At 63.1% G+C, this 23721-nt stretch carries 23 protein-coding genes; 15 read left to right on the top strand and 8 right to left on the bottom strand.

The annotated features are described in order from the left end of the window. Nucleotides 1-10 precede the first annotated feature (10 nt). The 3 genes from coaBC to slmA all read left to right on the top strand — a co-directional run bounded on the left by coaBC (nt 11) and on the right by slmA (nt 2382). The gene (gene coaBC, locus I6N93_RS00500; RefSeq protein ID WP_085687033.1) at nt 11-1237 is read left to right on the top strand and encodes a bifunctional phosphopantothenoylcysteine decarboxylase/phosphopantothenate--cysteine ligase CoaBC; all 1227 of its coding nucleotides are present in this window, start codon (nt 11-13) and stop codon (nt 1235-1237) included. After that, the gene (dut, locus tag I6N93_RS00495) at nt 1221-1679 is read left to right on the top strand and encodes a dUTP diphosphatase (protein WP_085686950.1); all 459 of its coding nucleotides are present in this window, start codon (nt 1221-1223) and stop codon (nt 1677-1679) included. Before coaBC ends, dut begins: the two co-directional genes overlap by 17 nt. Nucleotides 1680-1785: 106 nt before the next feature. Continuing rightward, nucleotides 1786-2382 carry a nucleoid occlusion factor SlmA gene (gene slmA / locus I6N93_RS00490; RefSeq protein ID WP_085686948.1) on the top strand — a complete coding sequence of 199 codons (597 nt, stop codon included), beginning with the start codon at nt 1786-1788 and terminating at the stop codon, nt 2380-2382. Between the two features lie 57 nt (nt 2383-2439). Here the strand turns inward: slmA and pyrE are convergent, their stop codons facing one another. Then, on the bottom strand, nt 2440-3081 hold the full coding sequence (pyrE, locus tag I6N93_RS00485) for an orotate phosphoribosyltransferase (RefSeq protein WP_085686946.1): 642 nt from the start codon (nt 3079-3081) through the stop codon (nt 2440-2442). Nucleotides 3082-3440: 359 nt separating this feature from the next. Further along, nucleotides 3441-4157 (bottom strand): ribonuclease PH, encoded by a 717-nt coding sequence (rph, locus tag I6N93_RS00480; RefSeq protein ID WP_026738461.1) that lies wholly within the window; start codon nt 4155-4157, stop codon nt 3441-3443. Nucleotides 4158-4345: 188 nt separating this feature from the next. Here rph and I6N93_RS00475 point away from each other — a divergent pair, with 188 nt between their 5' ends. The 11 genes from I6N93_RS00475 to I6N93_RS00425 all read left to right on the top strand — a co-directional run bounded on the left by I6N93_RS00475 (nt 4346) and on the right by I6N93_RS00425 (nt 15666). Continuing rightward, nucleotides 4346-4732: a YidH family protein gene (locus I6N93_RS00475; protein ID WP_085686944.1), complete on the top strand. Its 387-nt coding sequence runs from the start codon at nt 4346-4348 to the stop codon at nt 4730-4732. A gap of 10 nt (nt 4733-4742) precedes the next feature. Beyond that, complete coding sequence (locus I6N93_RS00470; protein ID WP_232100096.1) at nt 4743-5084, top strand: DUF202 domain-containing protein; 342 nt, start codon at nt 4743-4745, stop codon at nt 5082-5084. Nucleotides 5085-5404: 320 nt separating this feature from the next. Next, entirely contained in the window at nt 5405-6412 is a 1008-nt protein-coding gene (dgcN, locus tag I6N93_RS00465) for an N-acetyltransferase DgcN (protein WP_085686939.1), read from the top strand. 4 nt (nt 6413-6416) lie between these two features. After that, nucleotides 6417-7382: an N-acetyl-D-Glu racemase DgcA gene (gene dgcA, locus I6N93_RS00460; protein WP_085686937.1), complete on the top strand. Its 966-nt coding sequence runs from the start codon at nt 6417-6419 to the stop codon at nt 7380-7382. Between the two features lie 19 nt (nt 7383-7401). Then, nucleotides 7402-9279, top strand: a complete 1878-nt coding sequence (locus I6N93_RS00455) for an ABC transporter ATP-binding protein (RefSeq protein WP_085686935.1) — start codon at nt 7402-7404, stop codon at nt 9277-9279. 41 nt (nt 9280-9320) lie between these two features. Further along, a complete protein-coding gene (locus I6N93_RS00450; protein WP_085686933.1) occupies nt 9321-10862 on the top strand; it encodes a glutathione ABC transporter substrate-binding protein in 1542 nt (513 codons plus the stop codon). Nucleotides 10863-10879: 17 nt separating this feature from the next. Then, nucleotides 10880-11800, top strand: coding sequence for an ABC transporter permease (locus I6N93_RS00445; protein WP_085686931.1), 921 nt, complete (start codon nt 10880-10882; stop codon nt 11798-11800). Between the two features lie 11 nt (nt 11801-11811). Next, a complete protein-coding gene (locus tag I6N93_RS00440) occupies nt 11812-12711 on the top strand; it encodes an ABC transporter permease subunit (protein WP_085686929.1) in 900 nt (299 codons plus the stop codon). A 10-nt stretch (nt 12712-12721) separates the two neighbouring features. Next, complete coding sequence (locus I6N93_RS00435) at nt 12722-13780, top strand: DmpA family aminopeptidase (RefSeq protein ID WP_085686927.1); 1059 nt, start codon at nt 12722-12724, stop codon at nt 13778-13780. 10 nt (nt 13781-13790) lie between these two features. Next, nucleotides 13791-14612 carry a M55 family metallopeptidase gene (locus I6N93_RS00430; protein ID WP_085686925.1) on the top strand — a complete coding sequence of 274 codons (822 nt, stop codon included), beginning with the start codon at nt 13791-13793 and terminating at the stop codon, nt 14610-14612. Nucleotides 14613-14703: 91 nt separating this feature from the next. After that, nucleotides 14704-15666, top strand: coding sequence for an isoaspartyl peptidase/L-asparaginase family protein (locus I6N93_RS00425; RefSeq protein ID WP_176222537.1), 963 nt, complete (start codon nt 14704-14706; stop codon nt 15664-15666). A 38-nt stretch (nt 15667-15704) separates the two neighbouring features. Here I6N93_RS00425 and I6N93_RS00420 read toward each other — a convergent pair whose 3' ends face one another. Genes I6N93_RS00420 through I6N93_RS00395 form a run of 6 tightly spaced genes read right to left on the bottom strand, consistent with a single transcriptional unit; the run spans nt 15705 to nt 22306 of the window. Beyond that, the gene (locus tag I6N93_RS00420) at nt 15705-17237 is read right to left on the bottom strand and encodes a serine hydrolase domain-containing protein (protein ID WP_085686921.1); all 1533 of its coding nucleotides are present in this window, start codon (nt 17235-17237) and stop codon (nt 15705-15707) included. Then, nucleotides 17234-17974 (bottom strand): ABC transporter ATP-binding protein, encoded by a 741-nt coding sequence (locus tag I6N93_RS00415; RefSeq protein ID WP_085686919.1) that lies wholly within the window; start codon nt 17972-17974, stop codon nt 17234-17236. The genes I6N93_RS00420 and I6N93_RS00415 overlap by 4 nt, the downstream gene beginning before the upstream one ends. Next, nucleotides 17971-18801: an ABC transporter ATP-binding protein gene (locus tag I6N93_RS00410; RefSeq protein ID WP_085686917.1), complete on the bottom strand. Its 831-nt coding sequence runs from the start codon at nt 18799-18801 to the stop codon at nt 17971-17973. The genes I6N93_RS00415 and I6N93_RS00410 overlap by 4 nt, the downstream gene beginning before the upstream one ends. Beyond that, entirely contained in the window at nt 18802-19704 is a 903-nt protein-coding gene (locus tag I6N93_RS00405; protein WP_085686915.1) for an ABC transporter permease, read from the bottom strand. It lies immediately after the preceding gene. Further along, nucleotides 19701-20711 carry an ABC transporter permease gene (locus I6N93_RS00400; protein ID WP_085686913.1) on the bottom strand — a complete coding sequence of 337 codons (1011 nt, stop codon included), beginning with the start codon at nt 20709-20711 and terminating at the stop codon, nt 19701-19703. Before I6N93_RS00400 ends, I6N93_RS00405 begins: the two co-directional genes overlap by 4 nt. Further along, nucleotides 20711-22306, bottom strand: coding sequence for an ABC transporter substrate-binding protein (locus I6N93_RS00395; RefSeq protein WP_085686911.1), 1596 nt, complete (start codon nt 22304-22306; stop codon nt 20711-20713). The genes I6N93_RS00400 and I6N93_RS00395 overlap by 1 nt, the downstream gene beginning before the upstream one ends. 196 nt (nt 22307-22502) lie before the next feature. Between I6N93_RS00395 and I6N93_RS00390 the strand changes: the two genes are divergently transcribed. Beyond that, a complete protein-coding gene (locus I6N93_RS00390; protein ID WP_085686909.1) occupies nt 22503-23579 on the top strand; it encodes a dipeptidase in 1077 nt (358 codons plus the stop codon). Nucleotides 23580-23721 lie beyond the last annotated feature (142 nt).

Raw genomic sequence — 23721 nt, 5'->3', positions numbered from 1 at the left:
GGACAAAACGATGACGGAACTCTCCAGTCTGCTCGCGCTCGCCGGCAAACATATCGTACTGGGCATCAGCGGAGGTATCGCCGCCTACAAATGCCCCGATCTGGTCCGCCGCCTGCGGGATGAAGGCGCAGAGGTGCGTGTGGTGATGACGCCTGCCGCCAAAGCGTTCATCACGCCGCTCACGCTTCAGGCCATCTCCGGCTATCCGGTGGCGGACGACTTGCTGGATCCGGCCGCCGAAGCCGCGATGGGACATATCGCGCTCGGAAAATGGGCGGATTTGGTGATTATCGCCCCCGCATCGGCTGACGTTATCGCCCGGCTGGCGGCCGGCATGGCCAACGACCTGCTGACTACCGCCTGTCTGGCCAGTGCCGCGCCGCTGGCCGTCGCGCCGGCGATGAATCAACAGATGTATCGCGCTCTTCCGACGCAGGACAACCTCGCGCGGCTGACCGAACGCGGCGTGCATGTCTGGGGGCCGGACAGCGGCAGCCAGGCCTGTGGCGACGTCGGCCCCGGCAGAATGCTCGACCCGTTGGATATCGTGGAACAGGCGAAGCAATTTTTCGCGCAAACCGCCGATCTACAGCATCTGAAGGTTTTGATCACCGCAGGCCCGACGCGAGAAGCGCTGGACCCGGTGCGTTTCATCAGCAACCACAGCTCCGGTCAGATGGGATTCGCCATTGCCGAAGCGGCCGCGGCGCGCGGCGCGGACGTTACGCTGGTAGCGGGTCCGGTCAATCTGCCGACGCCCAACGGGGTAAGACGTATCAACGTCGCCAGCGCGCTGGAAATGCATGAAACGGTCGTGTCCGCCGCCCACGAACAGCACATCGTGATCGGCTGCGCCGCCGTTGCGGACTATCGGGCAAAAAACGTGGAGCGCGAAAAAATCAAAAAACAAGGTGATGAAATGACTGTCACCCTGGTCAAAAATCCGGATATCATCGCCGACGTCGCGGCGATGAAGGAGCATCGGCCTTATGTTGTCGGGTTTGCGGCCGAAACCACTAATGTGGAAGAATACGCGCGGCAGAAACTGGCCAGCAAAAAACTGGATTTAATCTGCGCAAACGACGTGTCCCAAGCCGACCGCGGCTTCAATGCGAAAACCAATGCATTGCACCTTTTCTGGCGCGAGGGAGACAAACAGTTGCCGCTCGGCAGCAAGCGTCTCCTGGGCCAACAGCTAATTGACGAGATTGTCAGCCGATATGACGAAAAAAATTGACGTAAAAATCATCGATCCCCGCATCGGACAGGAATTCCCGTTGCCGACATATGCCACGCCGGGTTCCGCCGGTCTGGATCTGCGAGCCTGTCTGGATAGCACCGTAGAACTTGGCGCGGGCGAAACCACCCTGCTGCCGACCGGTATGGCTATTCATATCGGCGACCCTTCGCTGGCGGCGGTGATTTTGCCTCGTTCCGGTTTGGGCCATAAGCACGGCGTGGTGCTGGGCAATCTGGTCGGGCTGATCGACTCCGACTATCAGGGCCAGTTGATGGTGTCCGTCTGGAACCGGAGCTCGACGCCGTTTACGATAGAACCCGGCGAGCGCATCGCGCAAATGGTCTTCGTGCCAGTCGTTCAGGCTGAATTCAATCTGGTTGACGCATTCGCCGACAGTGAACGGGGCGATGGAGGTTTCGGTCATTCGGGCCGTCACTGATCCACATCTATTCTTTCGAAAAAAATTTATAAACCACAGCGTGTAACCACGACTGTGGCGCTATCTGGTGTGGGCAGCTGAATCTTTATCAAGGGTCTTTTCAGACATGGCAGAGAAAGAAAATACGAAAAGGAACCGTCGCGAGGAAATCTTGCAGGCGCTGGCGCAGATGCTGCAATCCAGCGACGGCAGTCAACGGATCACCACCGCGAAGCTGGCTGCAAACGTCGGTGTATCTGAAGCGGCGCTTTACCGGCACTTTCCCAGTAAAACCCGCATGTTCGACAGCCTGATCGAATTTATCGAAGACAGCCTGACAACCCGTATCAACCTGATTTTGCAGGATGAAAAGGAAACGTTTAATCGTCTTCGTCTAATTTTGCTGCTGATTTTGGGATTCGCCGAGAAAAATCCGGGTCTGACCCGCATTCTGACCGGCCACGCGTTGATGTTCGAACAGGACCGCCTGCAGGGCAGGATCAACCAACTGTTCGACCGCATCGAATCGCAGATCAAGCAGGTGTTGCGGGAACACAAAATGCGCGGCGGAGCGCCGTTCAAGAATGACGAAACGCTGCTCGCCAGCCAACTATTAGCCTTTTGTGAAGGCATGTTGTCGCGATATACCCGTTCGGAGTTTCGCTTTCTCCCCACCCAGGAATTCGAACTTCGCTGGCCGATGCTGGCCGCCCAGCTCGCATAAAGTTAAACGCTGGGACGATGAATGGCAGCACCGCTCGCCGGCGGCGCTGCCACACGGTTAAACGCCGTAACGATCGCGATAGGTCTGCACTGCGGCCAGATGCTCCGCCATCTCCGGCTTCTCCTGCAGATAGGCGATAAGATCCTTCAGGGTGATGATGGAAATCACTTTGCACTCGTAATCTCGTTCTACTTCCTGAATGGCGGAAAGCTCGCCGCGTCCTCGCTCCTGACGGTCTAAAGCAATCAGTACGCCCGCCAGCGACGCGCCCTGCGCGGAAATAATATCCATCGACTCGCGGATTGCCGTGCCCGCCGTGATGACATCGTCGACCAGCATGATGCGCCCAGCCAACGGACTGCCGACCAGCCTGCCGCCTTCGCCGTGATCTTTGGCTTCCTTGCGATTAAAACAGTAGGGCATATCGCGATCGTGATGTTCCGCCAGCGCCACCGCCGTCGTCGTCGCGATGGGAATGCCCTTGTAAGCTGGCCCGAACAGCACATCGAATTCGATAGCGACGTCCATCAGCGCCGCGGCATAAAACCGCCCCAGCAAGGCCAGATCGCGACCCGTATTAAACAGCCCGGCATTGAAGAAATAGGGGCTGGTGCGCCCGGATTTCAGCGTAAACTCGCCGAACTTTAATACCTGCTTGCTGAGTGCGAATTCAATAAACTGGCGTTGATAGGCTTTCATGACAACTTCTCCTGTGATGATGGATGAATACCCGGCGACAAACCGAAAACCGCGTCCTCTAAGCCAACCGGCCTTTGGACGACGACCGGGGAATATCCCCTGAGGTAAAACGTTCAGCGTTTGCTCCCCTTGGCCGATAGCATCTGACTTCCGCGCCCCGCCACACGACCCGACGCGCTGCCGCAGGGAAACTTTCCTATTTGAAGTACGGCCGGCTGACAGCGATTATGCTAAGGATGAACACATAGCGTCGCACAATGCATGACTGCGCTAAAACCGTAAACGCCGCGACGCCAATCGCAGGCGGTTTTGTTCACACGAAAAAAAAGCGACCCTACGGGCCGCTTCTTCAAAACTCTTTATTCCACCAGCGCCGCTTTCTGCGCCTGGATAATCGTTTCGATACCCCCTCGCGCCAGCGCCAGGAGCGCCAGCAGCTCGTCATGGCTGAACGGTTCGCCCTCTGCGGTGCCCTGCACCTCAATCATGCGGCCGTCTTCGGTCATCACCACGTTCATGTCGGTTTCTGCGGCAGAGTCTTCGACATACTCCAGATCGCACAGCGCTTCGCCGTTGACGATACCGACGGAGACCGCGGCCACCATGCCTTTCAGCGGGTTTTTCTTGAGTTTGCCGTTGGCGACCATCGCATTCAGCGCATCAGCCAGCGCCACGCAGGCGCCGGTGATGGAGGCGGTGCGGGTGCCGCCGTCGGCCTGCAAGACGTCGCAGTCGAGTGTGATGGTATATTCCCCCAGCGTTTTCAGATCGAGCGCGGCGCGCAGAGAACGGGCGATCAGGCGCTGAATCTCCAACGTGCGTCCGCCCTGTTTGCCGCGTGAGGCTTCGCGCGCATTACGGGTGTGCGTCGAACGCGGCAGCATGCCGTATTCCGCGGTAACCCAACCCTTGCCCTGCCCTTTCAGGAAGCGCGGTACGCCTTCTTCCACCGTGGCATTACACAGCACTTTGGTGTCGCCGAATTCGACGAGGACGGAACCTTCCGCGTGTTTGGTGTAATGACGGGTTAACGTGAGCGGGCGTATCTGTTGTGCACTTCGGCCTGTAGGGCGCATGGCTTCTCTCCGGCGGGTGAATGTTGACTGGCGCGCATTATACGGACTTCACCCGGCCATGCCTACCGGCCCGGCGGATTAAAACGGGCGCGAAGCGCGCCGGCGACAACGTCCCGAACGGCTGGAGCCACCTCCTTTCGGCATGTAAACTGTTAGCTAGACTTTTCATCAGCCAGTGAATTTACGCCATGCGTGACGCGCGACAAACCGACCAAGATCCTCACACCCAACGCCCTTGGCAACAGCAGGGAACGGCGCCCGATTACCGTTTCTCTCTGGCCAACGAACGCACGTTTCTCGCCTGGATCCGCACCGCGCTGGCCCTGCTGGCTGGCGCGGTCGCCATCGACCAGTTTACGACGACGCTGGCGTCGCCTGCCGTGCGACAGGGCATTGCCGTATTGTTGGCTCTGGCCGCGGCGCTGATCGCGGGGATGGCCTACCGGCGCTGGGCGGGTAACGAACGGGCGATGCGCAACGGCCTCCCCCTGCCTTACACCTCCCTGTTGGTCGTCTTCGCCTGCGGACTTGGCGCGGTAGCCATCGCGCTGGCGCTGCTGATCGTTCAACTGTAGGGCGCTGACGGTGTCCTCCTCCCCGTTACCGCGCGACCCGGGCGTTCAGCCGGAACGCACCGTGCTGGCGTGGTCGCGCACCGCCATCCTGCTGCTGGTCAACACGGCCCTGTTGCTGAAGGCCGGAACGTTAAGCACCCAACCGCTGCTGCTGGCCGCCGGTCTTCTGCTGTTGCTGGCGTCGCTTGCGATCTTCATCTGGGTTCCGCTGCGCCTGAACGCCATCCAGAGCGCGCCGCATACCTACAGCGTTCCGCGCACCATCGTTATGCGCGGATTCACGCTGACCTTTATTTTAATTGCCTTGCTGATTGCCGGGCATGCGTTGTGTTCCCTACTTTTAGCCCTATAACACGGGTTTATCACACACCGTAGCCGCACCCACATTTCTTATTTTATATATTTAAAACAATGAAATAGATAAAAACCCACCTATACCCTCAGGCTATACCCCACCGACAAACAAGTATTCGTCACCACTCAGGCATCGTGAAATAGTCATAGGCAGAGAACTGGCCCCCGGCAGGCACGAACGACGCGGAAGATGACAACAGCGCAACGTCGGGCCGACACGGCGCGCAGGTCGCCCGCCGGATGAAGACGGGCTCGCATCGACCTCTCCCGAGCGCCGGAGGTTCTGACTTTATTCCATTAACAATGAGATACGACATTATGCTGATCCCTCAACCTTACCTGCTTTTCCTCGGCGACGTGACCGATCCTCTGGCAATCAAAACCGCACGCGGCATTCACGCGTGGCGTCCGCAACAGTGCATCGGCCAACTGCGCCTGCCGGGCAGCACGCTCACGCTGGGCCTGGACGATCTGGATATCGCCGCCGCCGCTGAACGCGGCGCCAAAACGCTGGTGCTCGGCACGGCCAATGCCGGCGGCTTCCTGCCGTCTCACTGGCTGGACACGGTGCGCGCCGCGATTGAAGCCGGCATGAACGTCGCCAACGGCCTGCATCAGCGCCTGGTCGACGTGCCGGGCCTGCGGGAACTGGCGGAGAAGCATCAGGTACAGCTGTTCGACATCCGCCACATGCGCCCGGAACTGTCCGTCGGCTCCGGCAAAAAACGCAGCGGCAGACGCGTGCTGACCGTCGGCACCGACTGCTCCGTCGGCAAAATGTACTCCTCGCTGGCGCTGGAAGCGGCGATGCGCGATCTGGGCATGAAGGCGGACTTCCGCGCCACCGGCCAGACCGGCGTGCTGGTGGCGGGCGAAGGGATCGCGATTGACGCGGTCATTGCCGATTTCATCGCCGGGGCCGCCGAAGCGCTGTCCCCCGCCAACGACGAAGACCACTGGGATATCGTGGAAGGACAGGGTTCCCTGTTCCACCCCTCTTACGCAGGCGTCAGCACTGGGTTGATCCACGGCGCGCAGCCGCACTGGCTGGTCATGTGCCACGAAATGGGCCGTCCCCATATGCGCCATCTGCCGCACCAGCCGATGGTCAGCCTGGAGGACTGCGTGGACGCCAACCTGCGCGCGGCCCGCGTCACCAGCCCGGACGTGAAGCTGGCCGGTTTCGCGATCAACACTTCCAACTACACTGAACAGGAAGCGCGCGACTACTGTCAGGAGATCGGCCGGCGCTTCGGCGTGCCCGCCACCGACTCGGTCCGATTCGGGATGCAGGATATCGCCGCACTGCTGAAAGAACAGGAGTAAACCGATGCGACAGATGCAGATCGAAACCGTGGAATTGCCCCTGGCCCGCCCGTTCGCCATCTCCCGCGGCACCCGCACCGCGGTCACCGTGGTGCGGGTTACGCTGGAAGAGCGCGGCTTTATCGGCCGCGGCGAATGCACGCCGACGGCCCACTATCAGGAAACGCCTGAGACCGTGGCTCGTCAGTTGACGGCGGTTCGGGGCGCCGTGGAACGCGGCGTTTCACTGAACGACCTGCAATCGTTGCTGCCGCCGGGCGCGGCGCGCAATGCAATCGACTGTGCGCTATGGCGGCTCAACGCGGCCCTGAATAAACAAACGCTGTGGCAGCATCTGGCCATCCAGCCGCCGCAGTCGGTCATCACCGCCGAGACGCTGAGCCTCGACACGCTCGAAAATATGGTCAACGCGGCCGCTGACGCGGTCTCCCGCGGCGCGCTGCTGCTGAAAATCAAGCTAAACGGCGAGCAGATTGTGGAGAAAGTGGCGGCTATTCGTCAGGTAGCGCCTAACGTGACGCTGATCGTCGACGCCAACGAAGCCTGGGGAGGGCGCGATCTGGGGCCGCTGCTTCAGCAGCTCGCCGCCTGCCGTGTCGCGATGGTGGAACAGCCGCTGCGCGCCGGAGAAGACGGCGCGCTGGCGGACTTCATCCACGCGATTCCGATCTGCGCCGATGAAAGCTGCCATCACGGCGGAGACATTGCTGCGCTGCGCGATCGCTACGAAATGATCAACATCAAGCTCGACAAATGCGGCGGCCTGACCGAAGCGCTGGCGATGATCAATGAGGCCAAACGGTGCGGCCTGCGCATCATGATAGGCTGCATGCTCGGCTCCTCGCTGGCGATGGAGGCCGCGCTGCCGCTCACGCTCAGCGCCATCCACGTCGATCTGGACGGCCCTATCTGGCTGGCGGCGGACAGCGCCCCTTACCTGACTTACAACCTCGGCCGCATCTGGCTATAACCGCAAACCCGGAGTGACGATGACGGATATCAAGCCCACGACGCCCACCGCCGCCACAGCATCCGGCAACGCACCGCGTCCGGTATTGGAAATCAACGACCTGAGCGTCAGCTTCAACGGCCGCTCCGGCAACCATCTGGCGCTGAAAGGTGTCTCCTTCACGCTGAACAAGGGTGAAGTGGTGGCCGTGGTGGGCGAAAGCGGCTCGGGCAAATCCGTGACCTCGCTGACGGTGATGGGCCTGCTGGCCAGCGCCGCCCACATTGAGCGCGGGGCCATTCGCTTCACCACGCGCGGCGGCGAGCAGCACTCGCTGTTGCAGATGAAGGACGACGCCCGCCGTCAGCTGCGCGGCCGGGAAATGTCGATGATTTTTCAGGAGCCGATGACCTCCCTGAACCCCGTGCTCAAAGTCGGCGACCAGTTGACCGAAGCGCTGCTGGACCACCAAATCTGCGATGCGGCCGCCGCCGTCGGCAAAGCGCGGGAACTGCTGCGCAAAGTGCGCATCGCCGACGTCGACCGGGTCATGAACAGCTACCCTCACTCGCTGTCCGGCGGCATGCGCCAGCGGGTGATGATCGCGCAGGCGCTGGCCTGCGATCCGCAGCTGCTTATCGCCGATGAACCGACGACGGCGCTGGACGTCACTGTCCAGGCACGCATTCTTCAAATTCTGCGCGACCTGCAACAGCAGAGCGACATGGCCGTGCTGTTCATCACCCATGATATGGGCGTGGTCGCGGAAATCGCCGACCGGGTTGTGGTGATGTACCGGGGCGAAGTGGTCGAAGAGGGCGCGGTCGAGGCCATTTTCACCGCGCCGCAGCACCCTTACACCCAGGCGCTGCTCACCGCCGTCCCCAAGCTGGGCGATATGGAAAACAGCCGCTGGCCGCGCCGCTTCCCGCTGCTGGGCCAAAGCCAACCCGCGCCGGAAAGCGACCACGTCACCGCGCGATACGATGCGCCGCCGCTGTTGGATATTCGCGGTCTCAAGGTTTACTACCCGGTGCGCACCGGCATCTTGTCCCACGTCACGCACCACGTCCATGCGGTGGAGCAGATCGACTTCAGCGTCTGGCCGGGTGAAACGCTGGCGATTGTCGGCGAAAGCGGCTGCGGCAAATCCACCACCGGCCGTGCGCTATTGCGGCTGGTCGATAGCGAATCGGAAAGCATTCAGTTTCAGGGCAAAGAAGTCTCGCTGGTTAAGGACAAGGCGTTTCAGCCGCTGCGCCGCAAGATGCAGATGGTGTTTCAGGACCCCTACGCCTCGCTCAATCCGCGCCTGACCGTCGGATTTACGATCGCAGAACCGCTGATGCTGCACGGGCTGGTGAAGTCGCTGGAAGAGGCGACGCCGCAGGTGCAGGCACTGCTGAAAAGCGTCGGCCTGGAGCCGGAGCACGCCCAGCGCTACCCGCATGAATTTTCGGGCGGACAGCGCCAGCGCATCGCCATCGCCCGCGCCATGGCGCTGAAACCGGAAGTGATTATCGCCGATGAGGCGGTGTCCGCACTCGACGTGTCTATTCAGGCTCAGGTGGTCAACCTGATGATGGATTTACAACAGAAGACCGGCGTGTCGTGGATTTTTATCTCCCACGACATGGCGGTGGTGGAACGTATCGCCAACCGCGTGGCGGTCATGTACCTCGGGAAGATTGTGGAAATCGGGCCGCGGCAGTCGGTGTTCAATAACCCCCAGCATCCGTATACCCGCCGCCTGCTGGCCTCGGTGCCGGTGGCCGATCCCCGGCGCCGCAGCGAACGTCAGTTGGACGACAGCGAAATTCCCTCCCCGCTCAGAAAAGCCGGGGAGTCGGTGCCGAAGTCGAAATACCGCCAGGTCGCGCCGCATCACTGGGTCAGCACCGACGACAGCAACGCATAACCATGCTTATTCACATCACAACATCACGCAGGAGAGACACCATGAAGCTACTACTTCGCCGTTCCACCGTCGCGCTCGGGCTATCCCTGTGTCTGGCGGCCGCCGTCCAGGCGCAGGATCTGCGCATTTCCATGTATGCCGATATCACCGGACTTGATCCGCACGATACCTCAGACACGCTGAGCTACTCCGTACAGAGCGGCATCTTCGAGCGTCTGTTCCAGTTCGACAGCGCGATGAAACTGGTGCCCAGACTCGCCACCGGCTACACCAGCAACGACAACGCCACCGAATTCACCATTACGCTGCGCGACGGCGTGACCTTCCAGGACGGCACGCCGTTCAACGCCGACGCCGTCAAAGCCAACCTGGACCGCCTCAGCGACCAGAGCAAAGGCCTGAAGCGCAACAGTCTGTTCAAGATGATCAAAAGCGTGGCGGTGCTCTCTCCCAGCCAGGTGAAAATCGACCTGAACGAATCCTTCGGCGCGTTTATCAACACGCTGGCGCACCCGTCTGCGGTCATGCATAGCCCGGCGGCGCTGAAACAGTATCCGGACGAAGCCCAGTTGCGCGTGCATCCGGTCGGAACCGGCCCGTTCAAGTTCACCGAATGGCAGCAGGGGAAAAACGTCAAACTGGTGAAATATGATCGCTACTGGCAGCAGGGCTGGCCGAAGGTCGACAGCGTCACCTTCTATCCCGCGCCGGAAGACTCCACCCGCGTGGCCTCGCTGAAGGCGGGCCAGAGCGACGTGGCCTATCCGCTGCCGTCCGATCTGGTGAACACCGTGAAAAACGACGGCAAGCTGTCTATTCAGAGCGACGCCGGTATTTACCTGTTCTGGATCGCGATGAACAACCAAAGCCCGGTGCTGAAAGACATCCGCGTGCGCCAGGCGCTCAATTACGCCATCAATCGCGACATCTGGCTGAAGGTCAGCTTCGCCGGCATGGGAACCACGGCGCAGTCGCCAATGGCGCCGAACGTCCAGTTCTTCCAGCCGCAGACCGAACCCAACTACAGCTATGATCCGGCCAAGGCCAAAGCGCTGCTGAAGGAAGCGGGCTACGGCGACGGCCTGACGCTGAAGCTGTGGACCACCAACCGCACCGACTACATCCGCAGCGCGCAGTTCTTCAAGCAGCAGCTGGAGCAGGTGGGCATCAAAGTGACCGTCACGCCGATGGATTCCGGCATGCGCAACCAGAAACTGTGGGGCGTGACCGATCCGAAGAAAGCCGAGTATGACCTGTTCTACAACGGCTGGTCTCCGTCCACCGGCGATGCCGACTGGGCGCTGCGTCCGCTGTACGCCACCGAATCCTGGGTGCCGACGTCCTACAACGTCGCTTACTACAGCAGCCCGGCCGTGGATAAAGCCATCGCCGCCGGTCTGGCCACCGCAGACGCGGGCAAACGCGCCGCCGCCTACGCCGAAGCGCAGAAGCTGATCTGGAAGGATGCGCCCGTCGTCTTCCTCGGCGCGCCGGACAATCTGGTGGGTAAAGCCAAAAACCTGTCCGGCGTCTACATGCTGGCCGACGGTTCGCTGGTCTTCGACCAGGCCGAGTTCAAGTAATCGCACAGGGGAGCGCCATGTTTGCCTATTTTATTCGACGTTTGCTGGAAATGATCCCGGTACTGCTGGTGGTCTCCCTATTGGTGTTCGGTTTTATCAAGCTGCTGCCGGGCGACCCGGCGCGGCTCTACGCCGGCCCCGACGCCACGGTTGAAGCGGTGGAATCCGCCCGCCAGCATCTGGGGCTTAACGATCCCCTGCCGCAGCAGTATCTCAACTGGCTCAGCGGTCTGGCGCACGGCGATCTGGGGGTGACCTACCGCACCCAGCAGCCGGTGTTGAGCGTTATTCAGAAAAGCTTCATGCCGACGCTGTACCTGGCGCTGGCGGGGTTCGCCTGGTCGGTCGTACTGGGCCTGCTGATCGGCGTGGTGTCCGCGCTCAAACGCGGCCGCTGGCAGGACTGGTCGTTGATGAGCCTCGCCGTGGGGGGAATTTCGATGCCTCCCTTCTGGCTCGGACTGCTGCTGATCCAGTTCGTCGCCATGCCGTTCGGCGTTTTTTCCGTCGGCGGCTTTACCCGGCCGTCCGACCTCATTCTGCCCGCGCTGACGCTGGGCGCGTCGGTGGCGGCCGTCATGGCCCGCTTCACCCGTTCCGCCTTCATGGAAGTGATGCAGGAAGACTACGTGCGCACCGCCAAAGCCAAAGGGCTGCGCAGCCGGCTGATCGTCTGGAAACACGTCATGCGCAACGCGCTGATCCCGGTCATCACCATGCTCGGGCTGCAGTTCGGGTTCCTGCTCGGCGGCTCCATCGTGGTGGAAAGCGTATTTAGCTGGCCCGGCCTCGGCTGGCTGCTGATCGAATCCATTAAGACGCAGGATCAGCCGGTGATTCAGGCGCTGGTCATGCTATTCGTGTTCGAGTTTATCCTGATTAACCTGCTGGTCGACCTGCTGTATGCGGTGGTCAACCCAGCGATCCGCCTGCGTTAGGAGCGACGACTATGACTCTTCCCACTGAACCCGCCGTGGCCGCCGCCCCGCTCGACGCGGCGACCATCCGTTCGCCGTGGCGCGACTTCTGGCAAGCCCTGCGGCGCAATCCGATGGCGATGATCTCGGGCGGATTCATCCTCCTGCTGGTGCTGGTGGCGGTTTTCGCGCCTTGGCTCGCGCCCTACAACCCGCTGGAGTCGGACTGGATGGCGCTGTCCTCCCCGCCCTCCGCCAGCCACTGGATGGGCACCGACGATCTGGGCCGAGACGTGATGAGCCGCATCATCTACGGCGCGCGCATCTCGCTCTATATCGGCATATTCTCCGTCACGCTGGGCATGCTGGCCGGCATCGCGCTCGGCCTGCTGGCGGGCTACTACGGCCGCTGGGTGGATATGCTGATCATGCGCGGCTCGGACGTCCTGTTCGCTTTTCCCGGCATGCTGCTGGCCATCGCGGTGGTGGCGATCCTCGGGCCGGGGCTGAACAATGTGATTATCGCCGTGGCCGTGTTCAGCGTACCGGTGTTCGCCCGCATCGTGCGAGCCTCGACGCTGTCGCTCAAGCAGGCGGCCTACGTAGAAGCGGTGCGCTGCGCCGGCGCGCCGGACCGCGTCATTCTGCTGCGCCACATCCTCCCCGGCACGCTGTCCAACGTGATCGTCTATTTCACCATGCGCATCGGCACCAGCATTCTGACCGCCGCCAGCCTGAGCTTCATCGGTCTGGGACCGGAACCGGATGTCCCCGAGTGGGGCAACGTACTGGCCATGAGCCGCAGCATGATGATGGCAGGACAGTGGCACGTCAGCGTGTTTCCCGGCCTGGCCATCTTTTTCTCGGTGCTGGCGTTCAACCTGCTGGGCGATGCGCTGCGAGACACGCTGGATCCAAAGCTGAACCGATAAGGAGGCGAGCATGAGCGTTTATCAACAGGCGCGCCTGAGGGCGCTGCTGCAACGCTGGCGGGATGAGCGCCAACTGGGCACCCCGCGGTTTGTCAGCGGCCCCGCCAATACGCTCAGCGATGTTCCCGGCGTGCGCGTCGGCCACGCCACGTTGGCCCAGGGCGATATTCAGACCGGGGTGACCGCGATTGTCCCCCCCGGCGGCAACCTGTTCACCTATCCCCTGCCCTGCGGCGGCGCCGTGCTCAACGGCTTCGCCAAACCGGTGGGGCTGGTGCAGATAGAAGAGCTGGGACGGCTGCAAACTCCGATCCTGCTCAGCAACACGCTGGCCGTCGGCACGCTGTTCACCACCCTGGCGCGCGACGCCATCCGCCGCAATCCGGAGCTGGGCCGTTCGCTGCCGACCGTCAATCCGCTGGCGCTGGAGTGCAACGACGGCTGGCTGAACGATATTCAGGCGCTGGCCGTGACCGAAGCGATGGCGCAGTCAGCGCTGGATGATGCGGCGACCGCTTTCGCGCGCGGCAGCGTCGGCGCCGGGCGCGGGATGAGCTGTTTCGGCCTCAAAGGCGGCATCGGCACAGCGTCGCGGCACATCGCCGATATGGATGCGACGCTCGGCGTACTGGTGCTGGCCAACTTCGGCACCCTCGCCTCGCTGACGCTCGACGGCGTTCCAATGGGGCAGGCCATCGCGCCGCTCCTGCCCGAACTCACGCCGCAGCGCGATGCGGGATCTATCATCATTATTATGGCGACCAACGCGCCGCTGGACGCCCGCCAACTGAGCCGCATCGCCAAACGCGCGGGCGCGGGTCTGGGTCGGCTGGGCAGCTATTGGGGCCACGGTTCCGGCGATATCGCCGTCGCCTTTTCTACCCGTGCGACGCCGGAACCGCCCGACGACGAACGGCTGGAGCCGCTGCTCAGCGCGGCGGCGGACGCCACCGAACATGCGGTACTGGACGCGCTGTTGCAGGCCGAGCCCGTCACCGGCTTTCGCGGCCATTTCCGCCCGGCGCTGCCCCAGGTGCTGGACAAATTGGCGCAACACATTTTCGATTGAGGACATTATCATGAGAGTCTTTATTTCAGCGGATATCGAGGGCGTTGCCGGCGTGATGCGCCCGGAACAATGCAGCCCCGGGCACCCGGAATATGCGCTGGCGCGCGCGCTGATGGAGCAGGAAGTGAATGCCGCCATCGAAGGGGCGTTCGCCGGCGGCGCCGGCGAAGTCGTGGTCGCCGACAGCCATGCGTCCATGACCAACCTGCGGGCGGACAACATCGACCCGCGCGCCCGTCTGGTGCAGGGCAAACCGCGCGGACTGTCGATGGTGGAAGGTCTGCAAGAAGGGCCGTTCGACGGGCTGATGTTCATCGGCTATCACACCGCCGCCGGTGAATTCGGCGTGCTGGCGCACACCATTAACAGCCGGGCGTTCTACCGCGTCAAAATCAACGGCGAAGTGATGGGCGAGTGCGATATTTACGCCGCGGCCGGCGCCGAGCTGGGGGCTCCGCTCTGGCTGGTCAGCGGCGACGACATCCTGCAACAGTGGATTAAACGCTACTACCCGGCGACCGGATACGCCTGCGTGAAACGCGCTATTTCCCAGACCGCCGCCGAATCTCTAAGCCCGGAAGAAGCGCGCAACGTCATTCGTCAGGCGGCGACCCACGCCGTGCAGCAGGCGCACCAGGAGCAAACGACGCGCCTGCATCCGCCTTATCGTCTGGAGATTATGGTGGCGAAACCGGTGATGGCCGACCTGTTCTGCCTGATCCCCAACGTCGAGCGGGTGGATGCGATCACCGTCAGCTACAGCGCGCCCAGCATGGCGGAGATCGTCAATCTGCTGTGCGCGTTCTCCTATCTGGCCTCGACCCAGAACTGAATCCGACCTTCGGTCTGACGCCATCGTCAAGCCGACATGCCAACCGGGAGCGCGAACAACTAACGACGCGCTCTCGCTCCCGACGAGGAACATCATGAAACCGGTAATTGTCATTCACGGCGGCGCAGGCGCTATCGCCCGCACGGCGATGAACAGTGAGAAAGAGCAGCGCTATCGCGCCGCGCTGCAGGAGATCGTCCGCGCCGGACAGGCGGTGCTGGCCGACAACGGCGGCGCGCTGGATGCGGTCACCGAAGCCGTCCGGCGGCTGGAAGAGTGTCCGCTGTTCAACGCCGGCAAGGGCTCGGTATTTACCCACTCGGGCACGCACGAGCTGGATGCCGCCATTATGGACGGACGCACGTTGGAGGCCGGCGCCGTCGCCGGCGTCAGTCATATCCGCAACCCGGTGCTGGCCGCCCGCAAGGTGCTGGAGCGGAGCCCGCACGTCATGTTTACCGCCGAGGGCGCGGAGGCCTTCGCCCGCGAGCAGGGGCTGGAAATCGTGCCGCCGGATTTCTTCTCTACCGACGAGCGCTATCAGCAGCTGTTGCAGGCGCAGGCCGGCGGCGGCAGGATCCTGCTGGATCACGACGGCGAGGGGGAGACCGCCGGCGGCGATCCTATCGATCCGCATCACAAATACGGCACCGTCGGCGCCGTGGCGCTGGATGCGGCGGGCAATCTGGCGGCCGCCACCTCGACCGGCGGCATGACCAACAAACAGGTCGGCCGCGTGGGCGATTCGCCGCTGATCGGCGCGGGCTGCTACGCCAACAACCAGACCGTCGCGGTGTCCTGCACCGGCACCGGCGAGGTATTTATGCGCACGGTAGCGGCCTACGACGTCTCGGCGCTGATCGCATACGCCGGGCTGACGCTGACGGAGGCGACGGAGCGGGTCGTTATGGGGAGCGTGGCCGCGCTGGGCGGCAGCGGCGGTTTGATCGCCGTCGACGCCGCGGGTCATATCGCCCTGACCTTCAACAGCGAGGGCATGTACCGCGGCTACGGCTACGTCGGCGCGAAACCGGTGGTGGATATCTATCGCTAGAAGCGTGAAAGACGCGCGTCAGCCCGGCGTCATCGTGATCATTCCGCCTGCGGCGGCAGTGGGTCGCGCTGGTAATACACTCCCCGGCTGCGATTGAGCTGCAGCCGCAGCCGGCCGTCTTCCAGATGCACGGCGAAGCGTTTTTCCGAGGGGCCGTCCTGCGCTATCGCCCTGGCGCGGCCTTGCCCCAGCGGCTCCAGCCGCGCGGCGATGGCGGCGGGACCGATGCCCATCATCAGCCGATCGCCCTCAATCACCAACTCGCTGCGGCTCTCTGGCAAGCGCCAGCCCCCTTGCAACAACGTCAAACTCCCGTCCGCCTGCGCCGGCAGAAATCGCCGCGACACATGGCCTATCTCCCCGACAATGCCCGCCCCTTCCTGCCACAGGCGCATCGGCAGATGGCTGGAGAGGGAGACCGCCTCCGCGGGCGTCGCGCCGCGATAGAGGGTTTCCGTCGCGCCCAGCCAGCAGGCGCTACCGGCGGTCACCTCCAGCCAGTCGCCGCCCTGCTCCGCCACGTAGAGTCCCGGCGTCAGGGCATGGCCTTGACGGGGTAACGGCTGCCCCAGCAGACGCGCCGTCACCCGCAGCGCGATATCATAGGTGCCGACGTCTTCCCGGTTCGCCACCACCGCCATGCCCGCCCGTCTGACCGGGTCGAGCAGGAAATAGATCTTGTAGCCGGCGTGGGAACCGCCGTGGCCGATGAGCCGCGCCTCCCCCAGCCGGCTGTGGGCCAATCCCAAACCGTAGCCGGTAGCCCGACCGTCGTTAAGGCGGCGCGGCGCGGCGATCCGTGACAGCACCCCCGCCCCCGGGCCGCGATCGCTCAGCAGCGATTGCAGCCAGACGGCCAGCTCGCGCACGCTGCCGGCGACGCAGCCCGAGGCGGACAGGTGCAGACCGGCGCAGGCCAGCTGCCAGCCGTCCGGACCGGGCCAGTAGCCCGGCGTCAGACCGGGGACGATGTCGAACCAGGTTTCCGGGGCGGCGAACCGGGTGCCGAGGGGAATATTGACGTGACGATGCAGCAGATCGGCGAAGCGAATCCCCTGCGTCTTCAGCGCCTCCTCCACCAGCCGGTAGCCGGTGTTGGAGTAGAAGATCTCGTCGCCCGGCGGAGAGTTCAACTCGCCCCGGCGCGCCAGAAACGCCAGAATATCCGCCGCCGCCGTCGCGTTGTAGACCGACAGGCCCAACAGCGAGAACGTCTCCCGCACGTCCGGCAGCCCGCCCAGCATCGACAGCGCGTGCTCCACCGTGACCTGACCGTTGGCGCCGGTCAGCATGGGCAGATGCCGCGCTAGCGGATCGTCGAGGCGCAGCGCCTGCGCGGCCGGGCCGGTCGCCATCGCCGCGAACAGGTGCTTGGTCACCGAGGCGTAACGCACTACCGTGTCCGGCGTAAACAGGGTCTGCTGCGCCAGATCGGCCAGTCCGCCCGCGCAGGCGCTGTGAATGCGTTCGGCGTCGAACAGGACGATCGCGCCGCCGGGCTGTCCGTCTTCGTTCCAGCCTTGCGACGCCTCGCGGGCCAGCGCCTCGGCCTCCTGCCAATGTAACCTCATGACGGCTCCTCCAACGTCATACTCAGGTCGTACAGCTCCGCGGTGTGCGGATGCCGGATGCGCCGAGCGCGCAGGTCGTCGACGCCGATCAGTTCCACCATCTCGCCCTGCTGCATCACGCCCACGCGCCGGCACAGATGGCTGACCACCGCCAGATTGTGGCTGACCATAATGTAGGTCAGCCGGCGCTCTTCCCGCAGGTCGGTCAGCAGGTTGAGGATTTCGGCCTGCACCGAGACATCCAGCGCCGACGTCGGCTCATCCAGCAACAGCACCTCGGGTTCGGCGATCAGCGCCCGAGCGATCGCCACGCGTTGGCGCTGTCCGCCGGAGAGTTGATGTGGGAAGCGAAAGCGCGCCGACGTCGGCAGACCGACCTCCTCCAGCGCCCGAGCGATGCGCTGCTCGGCGCGGTCGAAGCGGTGAACCAACAGCGGCTCGTGCAGAATGCGGTCTATCGTCTGACGGGGATGCAGCGAACTGTAGGGATCCTGAAACACCATCTGCACCTGACGGAAAAAGCGTCGCCCGCGTCGCGCGGAGAGCGACATGCCGCCGAAGGTCATGGTGCCTTGCCAGTCGTCATTCAACCCGGCCAGCGCCCGCAGGAGGGTCGATTTCCCCGAGCCGCTTTCGCCGACGATGCCGAAACTCTCTCCGCTCGCGACCTCGAACGAGACGCCCCTGACCACCTCGATCGCGCCGAAGGCGATCCGTAATCCGTCCAGCGTAATCATGCGTCCCTCCAGGCGGCGTCGCGCTGCAACACCGGCAGCCGATCGCGCGGATGTTTAAGCGAAGGCAGGCAAGCCAGCAGGCCACGGGTGTAAGGGTGCCGCGCCTGCTGTAGCTCGCCGGCGGCCAGCATTTCGACAATCCGCCCCGCGTACATGACCGCGACCCGATCGCAAAAATGGGAGACCAGCGGCAGATCGTGGCTGATCAGGATCAGCCCCATGCCGCGCTGGGACACCAAATCGTCAATTAACCGCAGGATCTCCGCCTGCACCGTGGCGTCCAGCGCCGAAGTGGGTTCGTCCGCGATCAGCAGCTCCGGGTCCGGCGCCAGCATCATGGCGATCATCGCCCGTTGTCCCATTCCGCCGGACACCTCATGAGGATAGCGCGCCGCCGCCAGATGCGGATCGCGGATGCGCACCTGTTCGAGCAGTTCCACCGCCGCGGCCATCGCCGCACGCCGGCCGCCGCCACAGTGTTCGCGCCAGGACTCGGCGATCTGCTGGCCGATGGTCATCACCGGATTCAGCGAGTATTTCGGATCCTGCAAAATAAATCCCATCCGCTTGCCGCGGATCCGCCGCATCGTTTTCTCGCTCGCGCCGCGCAGGTCGATGCCGTCGAAACTCAGTTTATCCGCCTGAACCTGCGCATTGCCGGGCAGCAGTTGCATCAGGCTGCGGGCGGTCAGCGACTTGCCGGATCCGCTTTCGCCGACGATGGCGAATTTCTCTTTGCCGACCGACAGCGAGACGCCGCGCACCGCTTCCACCGTTTCGCCGCGCTGGGCGAAGGCGATGCGCAGATTTTCAATTTCCACCCGCATTTAACACTCCTTGGGATCCAGCACGTCGCGCAGACCGTCGCCGAGAAAGTTGAAGGCCAGCGAGGTCACGAATATCGCGATGCAGGGCATCAGCGGCACCCACCATTCGCTGAACAGAAAACGGCGGGCGGTGGCGATCATCGTGCCCCACTCCGGCGACGGCGGCTGCGCGCCCATGCCCAGAAAACCGAGGCTGGCCGCCGTGATGATGATGGCGCTCATGTCCAGCGTGACGCGCACGATCAGGCTGGGCACGCACAGCGGCATGATGTGGCGCAGAATGATGCGCAGCGCCGATGCCCCGCAGAGCCGGCTGGCGGCGATGAAGTCGCTGTTGCGCACCTGCAGCGTTTCCGCCCGCGCCAGCCGGGCGTAGGGGGGCCAGGCCGTGAGGGCAATCGCCAGAATCGCGCTCTCCACCCCCGGCCTCATCGCCGCGACGAAGGCCAGCGCCAGCACCAAACGAGGAAATGAGAGGAAGATATCCGTCACGCGCATCAGCGCCTTGTCCAGCAGGCCGCCGGCGTAACCGGCCACGCAGCCGACCAGCAGACCGACGGGCGCGGTGATCGCCACCACGGCGATCACCATGCCCAGCGTGGTGCGGCCGCCGTACAGGATGCGGGAAAGTACGTCGCGCCCCAGTTCGTCCGTGCCCAGCCAGTGGGCGGCCGACGGCGGCGCCAGCCGGTTGGCCAGGTCCTGAAATCCGGGCGGATAGGGCGTGAGCAACGGCGCGGCCAGCGATACCAGCAGTACCGCCGTGATCACAAGCAGTCCGGCCATCGCCAGCGGATTGGCGCTCAGCCCCAACCACAGGCGATAGCGCTGTCCCCACACCGCCTGTCGGCGCGTGGCGGGCGTTTCGTCGAGCAACCAGGCTCGTGAGACGGGAAAAGTCATCTTACGCGGGGATCCAAAAGTCGATAGAGAAGGTCAGCCAGCAGATTGAGCAGCACATACGTCGTCCCCACCAGCAGCGTAGCCCCGACGACCGGGTTCATGTCGGCGTTCAGCAGCGCGGTGGTGAGGTACTGCCCCAGTCCGGGCCAGGAAAAAACGTTTTCGGTGACGACGGCGCCCTCCAGCAGACCGGCGTAGGTCAACGCCAGTACCGTCGCCAGCTGCACCGCCACGGTCGGGAAAGCGTGCCGCCAGATCACCCGCGCCGAAGATAGCCCTTTCGCGCGGGCGGTGACGATGAACTCGCCGTTCAGGGCGTTCAGCATAAACGTGCGCGTCATGCGGCTGATGTAGGCCATGCTGAAGTAGGCCAGGATCAGCACCGGCTGCGCCATATGGGCCAGCGCGTCCCTGAAGGCGTCCGTATCTCCCGCCAGCAATGAGTCCACCGTCAGCAGGCCGGTAACCTGCGGCACCATATCCTGAAAGATGATGTCCTGCCGCCCCGGACCGGGCGCGATGCCCAGCACCGCATAAAAAATCAGCAGGCTTAAAAGCGACAGGACGAACACCGGCAGAGAGTGACCGGCCAGGCAGATCACGCGGATGGTCTGATCCAGCCAGCTGCCCTGCCGCACCGCCGCCCACACGCCCAGCGGAATGCCCGCCAGCGCGGCGATGACGATGGCGGCGGTCTCCAGCTCCAGCGTGGCGGGGAAATAGCGGGCGATGTCGCTGGTCACCGGGTTGGAGGTCAGCAGCGATCGTCCCAGATCGCCATGCAGCAGCTGGTTCAGGTAGCGGCCGTACTGCACCCATAATGGCTGGTCCAGCCCCATCTCCAGCCGCACGCGCTCCACCACGGACTGGGGCGCGTTGTCCCCCACCACCGCCAGTACCGGGTCGGTCGGCATTAGACGGCCAATACAGAAAGTCAGCACCGATAACCCCAACAGCGTCAGCACCAGACTGCCCAACGTGCTGAAAAAACGGGTCGCGACACGCATCAAACTTTTTTCACCCGTTCATACGGACTGTCGCGCAGGACCGACATCTGCACGCCGCTCACCGCCTTGCGGCACGCGATGTTCAACGTCTGCTGCATCATCGGGATGAACGGGCTGCGCTCGCGGTGCTCGCGCTGAATGGTTTCGTACAGCGCAAGGCGTTTGGCGGGGTCGCTTTCGTGCAGCGCCTGTTTGGTCATCTGGTTGAATTTCTCATCGGACCAGCCGCAGCGCCACGCCAGCGTGCGGCTGCGCGCGTTTTCGCTGTTGTCGGTATTGACGCAGAACGCCTCGGTGTTGGAATTGGGGTCGAAGTAGTCCGCGCCCCACTCCGTGATAGCCAGCTGATGCTGCCGCGCCCGCATCTTCGTCAGCACCTGGCGGTTTTCCGATGCGATGAGCCGCACCCGGATGCCGACGGCGCCCAGCTGCGTCTGCACCGCCTGCGCAATATCCGGAAACGGCTGCGCCGAATAGTGGTCGAGCGTGATGTCGAAGCCGTTCGGATACCCCGCCTCCGCCAGCAGCGCCTTGGCCTTGGCGGTATCTTGCCGGAACGGCGTATCGTTTAACGCCGCCGGGAAGCCGGCGGGCAGGAAGCTTTGGTGTACGCGGTGAGTCAGCGGAATAATGTTCTGTTGGATGCCCTGATAGTCCAGCGCCCACTTCAGCGCCTGCCACACCTGCGGCTTTTTCAGCGCCTCCACCGTGGTGTTGCAGGACATCAGCATCACGGTCGACACGTCGCTGCGCAGAAGGTGGAAATCGCCGTCATTCTCCAACGGGCGCAGCTGCTCCGTCGTCAGGTTGCGGGCGATGTCCACATCGCCTTTTCGCAGCATCAGCAACTGGGCCGACGGGTCGACGATGTGTTTAATGATGATCCGGCGGATGCCGCTCTCGGCGGGAAAATGCGGATTCTGCGACAGGATCACGCTCTCGCTGGCTTTCCAGGCGATGAGCGAGAAGGCGCCGGAGCCCGCGCTGTGCTGTTTAAGCCACTGATTGCCCTGGTCGTCGCCCTGCTGGTTCGCCAGCGCCGCTTTTTTCTGCACGACGCTGCCCACCGGCGCGGACAGGCAGTAGAGCAGGAAACTTTCCGAGGCCGGCTCATCAAGGTTGATGACCAGCGTTTTGGCGTCCGGGGACGTGATGTGCTGGTCGACGTTCTCTTTGGTGAAACCGAACTGGTTGATGATAAACGCCGGGCTCTTATCCATCTTCACCGCGCGTTGCAGCGAAAAGGCGGCGTCTTCCGCCGTGACCGGGCTGCCGTCGGCGAATTTCGCGCCGGACTCCAGGTAGAACGTGAAGGTCTTATTGCCGTTGCTGACCTCCCAGCGCGTCGCCAGCTCGCCCTTGACCTCGTTCGGCTGGTCCGGATTCGGCATCACCAGACGCTGATAGAGATTGCCGCAGATTTCCGAGCCGACGGACTCGAAGCTTTCCTGGGGGTCAAGGCTGGTCATGTTGTCCAGCTGCATCGCCATCACCAGAATGGTCGGCGGCGTAGCGGCAAAGGCGGAATGAATATTCAGATAGGAAACGAACGGCACGGTCGCACAACCGGCAAGGAAATGTCTTCTGGTGACCATAGTTATCCCAACATATTGATTGACAAAAAAATTAATGGCTTTTAGACCTCGACTTGACACTGCACTCGGACGCCGGCTTTAATGGAACCACTGGAAGATCCTTCCATTCCGGCGGGATATTGCTCCATTACGCCGCAAATCGCGTCCTGTTCGAGCAAATTACGTCATTTTCCACTCCTGTAGCGGTGGCCAGCCCATGTCTGATAACGCCTTTTCCGGGACTGAATGCATCCCTGTTTTCGACGGTCACAACGATGTGCTGTCGCACCTGTGGCGTCATCATAGTGATAACCCCGTCCGGACCTTTCTTCAGGGCCCGTCGCAAGGTCAGATCGATCTGCCTCGCCTGCGCCGGGGAGGCTTTGCGGGTGGACTGTTCGCCATCTATGTTCCTTCGCCCAAACCCGAAGCAAGTTCCATACCAGCCGTGGACGCGCTGTTCCGGGAGCACGCCGCGCCGACGATGACGCAGGCACGCGAAGACGCTTTCGCGATGCTCTCTCTCCTGCTGAGGATTGAGGCTGAGTCGGCGGGTCGGGTCCGTCTCTGCCGGAGCGTCGCGGAGATCCGCCGCTGCATGGCCGAGGGCGCGCTGGCGGTGGTGATGCACATTGAAGGTGCAGAGATGCTGGATGCCGATCTGCATCTGCTGGACGTGCTCTACGCCGCCGGATTACGCAGTCTGGGGCCGCTGTGGAGCCGCAACAACCTTTTCGGTCAGGGCGTGCCGTTCCGCTTCCCCTCCTCGCCGGATACGGGCGACGGGCTGACGGCGGCGGGGCTGCGACTGGTGCGGGCCTGCAACGCCAAACGCATTCTGGTGGACGTTTCCCATATGGATGAGAAAGGGTTCTGGCAGACGGCGGAGATCTCCGGCGCTCCCCTGGTCGCCAGTCATTCCAATGCGCATGCGCTGTGCGCCCAGTCCCGTAATCTCACCGACCGCCAGCTGGCGGCCATTCGGGAGAGCAACGGGTTCGTCGGGGTGAATTTCGGCACCGCGTTTCTGCGCCGGGACGGGCGCAAGGATCCGCACGCCACCGTGCAGGAGATCGTAAGGCACATCGACTATCTGCTGGAGAAGGCGGGCGAAGACAATGTGGGATTCGGCTCGGACTTCGACGGCACCCATGTTTCGCCCGATTTGCGCGATGTCGCCGGTTTCCCCATTTTGGTGCAGGCGCTGGCCGAACAGGGCTACGACCGCGCGTTAATGGAGAAAATCTGTTACGCCAATTGGCTGCGCGTGCTCGCCGCCACCTGGGGCGCATAGCCGCGGCGCGGGTTTGGCTCATCACTACCTTAAATCATAACGACATGGCGTAAATGTTGCATTTGCAACAGTCAGTATGCTGAGTTTCACCGTAGCCGGTTGCGATATTCGTCGCCGCGCGGTCGACAAAATGACTTAAGGC

This window comes from Lonsdalea populi, assembly GCF_015999465.1.
Lineage (GTDB): Bacteria > Pseudomonadota > Gammaproteobacteria > Enterobacterales > Enterobacteriaceae > Lonsdalea > Lonsdalea populi.
The sequence above is the reverse complement of the archived record's forward strand: the minus strand, read 5'-3'. Positions and strand labels throughout refer to the sequence as shown.

What these genes read in the sequence shown, in the direction of transcription:
- I6N93_RS00400 (WP_085686913.1), bottom strand. Translation starts at nt 20,711, where the DNA reads ATGCGTGTCGCGACCCGTTTTTTCAGCACGTTGGGCAGTCTGGTGCTG.
- I6N93_RS00455 (WP_085686935.1), top strand. Translation starts at nt 7,402, where the DNA reads ATGACGGATATCAAGCCCACGACGCCCACCGCCGCCACAGCATCCGGC.
- I6N93_RS00475 (WP_085686944.1), top strand. Translation starts at nt 4,346, where the DNA reads ATGCGTGACGCGCGACAAACCGACCAAGATCCTCACACCCAACGCCCT.
- dut (WP_085686950.1), top strand. Translation starts at nt 1,221, where the DNA reads ATGACGAAAAAAATTGACGTAAAAATCATCGATCCCCGCATCGGACAG.
- rph (WP_026738461.1), bottom strand. Translation starts at nt 4,157, where the DNA reads ATGCGCCCTACAGGCCGAAGTGCACAACAGATACGCCCGCTCACGTTA.
- I6N93_RS00415 (WP_085686919.1), bottom strand. Translation starts at nt 17,974, where the DNA reads ATGATTACGCTGGACGGATTACGGATCGCCTTCGGCGCGATCGAGGTG.
- I6N93_RS00410 (WP_085686917.1), bottom strand. Translation starts at nt 18,801, where the DNA reads ATGCGGGTGGAAATTGAAAATCTGCGCATCGCCTTCGCCCAGCGCGGC.
- dgcA (WP_085686937.1), top strand. Translation starts at nt 6,417, where the DNA reads ATGCGACAGATGCAGATCGAAACCGTGGAATTGCCCCTGGCCCGCCCG.
- I6N93_RS00445 (WP_085686931.1), top strand. Translation starts at nt 10,880, where the DNA reads ATGTTTGCCTATTTTATTCGACGTTTGCTGGAAATGATCCCGGTACTG.
- I6N93_RS00440 (WP_085686929.1), top strand. Translation starts at nt 11,812, where the DNA reads ATGACTCTTCCCACTGAACCCGCCGTGGCCGCCGCCCCGCTCGACGCG.
- I6N93_RS00395 (WP_085686911.1), bottom strand. Translation starts at nt 22,306, where the DNA reads ATGGTCACCAGAAGACATTTCCTTGCCGGTTGTGCGACCGTGCCGTTC.
- I6N93_RS00420 (WP_085686921.1), bottom strand. Translation starts at nt 17,237, where the DNA reads ATGAGGTTACATTGGCAGGAGGCCGAGGCGCTGGCCCGCGAGGCGTCG.
- slmA (WP_085686948.1), top strand. Translation starts at nt 1,786, where the DNA reads ATGGCAGAGAAAGAAAATACGAAAAGGAACCGTCGCGAGGAAATCTTG.
- coaBC (WP_085687033.1), top strand. Translation starts at nt 11, where the DNA reads ATGACGGAACTCTCCAGTCTGCTCGCGCTCGCCGGCAAACATATCGTA.
- I6N93_RS00430 (WP_085686925.1), top strand. Translation starts at nt 13,791, where the DNA reads ATGAGAGTCTTTATTTCAGCGGATATCGAGGGCGTTGCCGGCGTGATG.
- I6N93_RS00405 (WP_085686915.1), bottom strand. Translation starts at nt 19,704, where the DNA reads ATGACTTTTCCCGTCTCACGAGCCTGGTTGCTCGACGAAACGCCCGCC.
- pyrE (WP_085686946.1), bottom strand. Translation starts at nt 3,081, where the DNA reads ATGAAAGCCTATCAACGCCAGTTTATTGAATTCGCACTCAGCAAGCAG.
- dgcN (WP_085686939.1), top strand. Translation starts at nt 5,405, where the DNA reads ATGCTGATCCCTCAACCTTACCTGCTTTTCCTCGGCGACGTGACCGAT.
- I6N93_RS00390 (WP_085686909.1), top strand. Translation starts at nt 22,503, where the DNA reads ATGTCTGATAACGCCTTTTCCGGGACTGAATGCATCCCTGTTTTCGAC.
- I6N93_RS00450 (WP_085686933.1), top strand. Translation starts at nt 9,321, where the DNA reads ATGAAGCTACTACTTCGCCGTTCCACCGTCGCGCTCGGGCTATCCCTG.
- I6N93_RS00435 (WP_085686927.1), top strand. Translation starts at nt 12,722, where the DNA reads ATGAGCGTTTATCAACAGGCGCGCCTGAGGGCGCTGCTGCAACGCTGG.